Here is a 3938-nt window from a genome sequence, read left to right as displayed (position 1 = left end):
CGACCCCCTCACCCTGACCCTCTCCCGCAAGGGGAGAGGGGACAAAGCCGAAACCCCGTCGAGGACTCAGTCCTCGTGTCCTGCGCGGCGAAGCCATGTCATTGAGGCGTGGTGCGGCATTCGCCAGGCAATGACGTTACCGACCCCTCACCCTAGCCCTCTCCCCCAAGGGGAGAGGGAATGGTTAGCGCGGACGATTACGCTGCGCTAATCGACCCTACACGCTTATTGCACCCAACAGGCTTATTGGCACCTTACCCCTTTCCCGCATAAGGGAGAGGGGACGGTTACCGCGGACGATGATGCTTCGCTAATCGACCCTACCGACCCTACCGACCCTACCGACGTAGCCATGCCCAATGACGGCGAGTGCCCCTCACCTTGACCCTCTCCCCTCAAGGGGCGAGGGGATGGTGACCGTGGGCGAATACGCGGCGGGAATCGAGCCGGCACCCAGGGGCGAGGGCAGGGTTGTGTCCCTGTGTTTCGCATGGCGACGCCGCTTGGGGGCCGGTTATGCCAAAATGTGAACAAATCGATCTTTCCCCCGGTCAATCGCGGTCTCCCGCTTGTCGGGCCCGCCCCGAGTTGGCTAAGGTGGTCGCCCATTACATGCACGCAGTTGTGGAGGTAGGCATGGACAAGTTATTGCTGGCGCTCTCGGAGCAGGTGATCAAGGCGCGGGATCTGGAGAGCCTGACCCGCCCTTTGCTGGAGATGCTGGAGTCGGTGACCGGGCTGGAGTCGACCTATCTCACCGAGATTGACCTCGGGCAAAGCAGCCAGCATGTTCTGTTTGCCCGCAATGCGGCCGGGCTGCAGATCCCCGAGGGGATGACGGTGGAGTGGAGCGATACCCTGTGTCGCCGTGCCATCGACGATGAGATTGGCTACACCGACGACGTCGCCGCTCTGTGGGGGGACTCCCAGGCGGCCAGCGAGCTCGGCATTCGCTCCTATCTGAGCAGCCCGGTGCGCACCTCGACCGGCTCCCTCTATGGCACCCTGTGCGGCGCCAGTACCGAACAAAAGCCCGCGGTGGCGGGGGCGCAGCAGCTCATCGCCTTCTTCGCGCACCTGATTGCCGAACAGGTGGAGCGGGAGCAACTGTTGCGGCAATTGCAGCAGGCCAACGACGAGCTCTCGCGCCTGGCCCTCTCCGATCCCCTCACCGGGCTCCCCAATCGCCGCGCCCTGATGCTCGAACTCACCCGCTTGTTCTCCCTGTCGGAGCGGGCGGGGCATCCGGTGCTCATCGCCTTTGTGGATCTCGATGGCTTCAAGGCCATTAACGACGAGCATGGCCACGAGGCGGGGGACAGGCTGCTCACCGCCATGGCGCGGCAACTGAGCGAGACCCTGCGCGGCGGCGATCTGCTGGCCCGCTTTGGGGGGGACGAGTTCGTGGCCGTGGGCATGGGGCCTTTCCCGGACGCCGACACGCTGGACGGGGCGGTGGCGGCGTTTCGCCAGCGCCTGTTCGAGCACAGCGTGCTGTCACTGCCGGTGGGGGACAAGGTGATCCATTATCCCGGTGCCAGCGTGGGGGCGGTGGCCGTGATGCCGGCCGAGGTCAGCGTCGAGGAGGCGCTGAACCGGGCTGATGCGAGCATGTATGCGGTCAAGCGCCAGCGCCGGGCCGCAGGGGAGGGCGGGAACCCGCCCCCTTCCAGTCAGGTGTCTGCCCCGCGATAGCAGCGGGGCGGGTTGAGAGGGCACAGGGTGGCGCGTCCACCCGGGTGCCAGTCTGTTTTCCCTTTTATCAGTTCGGAGCCCATACCATGGTTCATCTTCTTGTCCGTCGTGTGCGCGCCCTTGCCGGGCGGGCGGCCACCCTGGTGGCCGGACTCTGCGAGTTTCAGCAGCGCATCTGGGTGGTCAGCATCGTCAAGGAGTCCTACACAGATACCTTCGTGGTCAACGAAGGGGGCTTCGAGGAGCCCTTGCAATGGATGCGTCGCAAGGGCTACAGCGCCGAGATGCTGGCCAGGGTGGAGGCCATGGCCCGATCCCAGGTGCTCCAGCTCGAGTGCGCCGGGCAGCATCACCGTCTGATGCGGGTGAAATAGGGGCGAAGCCGCCCCCGGATGGCCTGGGCGGTACCGCCGCCCGGGCATTGACCACATATCCTGCCGCCCTCTTCGTGTCAGACGGGGCAAATGGGTCGCCAGTCATGACTTTTCTGTGGTTCTCTCCGGTTTCAGACCGCCGGAGTAAACGCAAATCGCGGAGTTGTAGCTGTTGAAGGTGACCGCGTAGTTGAAATCGCAGAAATAGGCCGGGTGCTTGGTGGCGACAATGTCCCCCGCCTTGCACTTGTCCTGCATCCCCTCCACCAGGGTGTCGTTGTTTGACCCGAGACAGGCCTTGCCGGTGGTCTTGTCACCGCCGCAGGCCATCAGAAGGGCGCAGACCGAGAGACTCATCAACCATTTCGCTGTGTTGTGCATGTGTATTCCCAAGAGATCGCAGAGATGGCGGGGAAGGGCGTGAGCGCGGCGCTGCCCGATGAAGGCGACCAGCGGGCACGCTGCCGCCCCTGACTGTCGCTGCCACCGTGCGCCCTGCCCCTTGCCGTGAAAAAGGGGCCAACAGGCTCCTGCGCCCTATATTACGGACCCGAGGCGGTCTGCGTCACCCCTTGTCGTTGCAAGTGGTGAACATTAAACGGGTTTCGTGCGCTGGCTCAAAGGCGGGCCGGGGCCTTGGCGGCCCCGGCGGGGGAAGGGGTCAGGGGGAGGGGAAGTATTTGTGCTGGAGCTGCTGGAAGTCGCTGCTGGCCAGCACCTGGGTCAGGCCGAGCTGGAACTCCCTGACCAGGGCATCGTCAACCGGGTGGCTGAAGGCGAAGCAGTACTGCTCAGAGCTCAACATCCAGCGCACCTCGAACTGGGCGGGATCCAGCTGCTGGGTCTTGATGAGATCCAGCAGGGTGGATTTGTTGCTGGAGATCAGCTCGACCCGGCCCGAGGTGAGCATGCGCAAGGCCTGGGAGAGGCGGTTGGCGGTCATGATCTTCTGCTCGTCGAAGCCGGCGTTGAGCAGCAGTTGCTCCCCCACATCGGATCGCACGGCGCCTATGGTGTAGCGCTGGGCATCTTCCAGGCGGGTCAGGGTCAGGGGGCGACTGGCGAGTCCCATCAGCACTATCTCGGCATAGCCGATGGGGCAGGCCCACTTGAACAGGGGATTGCGCGCCTCGGTGCGGGCGGTGGAGAAGAGCACCACATTGGGTTTCTGGGTCAGCAGGTAGTAACCCCTGGCCCAGGGGAGGATGCTGACGGGCTGGACAGGGGTGCCGGTCTTTTGCCACACCAGGTGCAGCAGGTCGATGGCAAAGCCGGTCGGGGCGCCATCCTCCCCGGTGAAGTTGTAGGGTTTGTACTCTTCGGTGAGGTAGTGCAGGCTGGCGAGCGCCGGGCTGGCCTGGGTCGCGGGAGTGCCCCAGACCATGGCCGCGAGGGCGGCGCAGGCGACCAGTCTGCGAAGGGGGACTGCAATGTCTATGTTCATCCTGACCGTCCTGCTGCCGAGTGCCCAGTTTCAAGTGTTGCCAAGTCACGGCGTTTCGCCACCCGGCGCAGACGTTATCCGCCGGGGGCCGTCATCATCTTGCCACTCACAACCGGGTCGGCGCCCCCTTTTTACCAGGCCGGGCGGGTGTGACCCAGGGGGGTGAACGCCTCGTCCCTCAGCCCCACCAGCAGGGTGCTGCCATCCTCCTGCAGACGAAACTCGCCGTAGCGGGCCGACTCATACTGATCTCCCGTGCCCTCTTCGAAGAAGAAGGCGTCAGGCCCGATAAACCACTGGCCGTCGCGCTGGCGCACCTTGAGCAGACGCTCCCCCGGGCCCGGGGCCTCGGGCTTGCCCCCTTCCACCCAGTGCACCACCTGATGTTCATCCAGGCGAACGACCAGGGTGTGGGGGCCGACGGC

5 protein-coding genes are annotated in these 3938 nt (G+C 64.9%); 2 read left to right on the top strand and 3 right to left on the bottom strand.

All coding sequences use genetic code 11. From position 1 onward, the window contains the following. Positions 1-636: 636 nt before the first annotated feature. Positions 637-1695 carry a GGDEF domain-containing protein gene (locus tag AACR77_RS08395; RefSeq protein ID WP_052224791.1) on the top strand — a complete coding sequence of 353 codons (1059 nt, stop codon included), beginning with the start codon at positions 637-639 and terminating at the stop codon, positions 1693-1695. A gap of 86 nt (positions 1696-1781) precedes the next feature. Then, positions 1782-2069, top strand: coding sequence for a hypothetical protein (locus AACR77_RS08390; protein WP_042864058.1), 288 nt, complete (start codon positions 1782-1784; stop codon positions 2067-2069). Positions 2070-2171: 102 nt separating this feature from the next. Here AACR77_RS08390 and AACR77_RS08385 read toward each other — a convergent pair whose 3' ends face one another. The 3 genes from AACR77_RS08385 to AACR77_RS08375 form a co-directional block, all read right to left on the bottom strand. Next, positions 2172-2450, bottom strand: a complete 279-nt coding sequence (locus AACR77_RS08385) for a hypothetical protein (protein WP_029314742.1) — start codon at positions 2448-2450, stop codon at positions 2172-2174. 280 nt (positions 2451-2730) lie between these two features. After that, the gene (locus tag AACR77_RS08380) at positions 2731-3453 is read right to left on the bottom strand and encodes a substrate-binding periplasmic protein (protein ID WP_042880787.1); all 723 of its coding nucleotides are present in this window, start codon (positions 3451-3453) and stop codon (positions 2731-2733) included. 191 nt (positions 3454-3644) lie between these two features. Beyond that, positions 3645-3938 (bottom strand): GDYXXLXY domain-containing protein (locus AACR77_RS08375; protein ID WP_231563184.1); only part of this gene is annotated, 294 nt, incomplete at its 5' end.

This window comes from Aeromonas sp. ZOR0002, from assembly GCF_963866995.1.
Classification (GTDB): Bacteria; Pseudomonadota; Gammaproteobacteria; order Enterobacterales; family Aeromonadaceae; genus Aeromonas; species Aeromonas caviae.
This window is presented reverse-complemented; position numbering and strand designations above follow the sequence as displayed.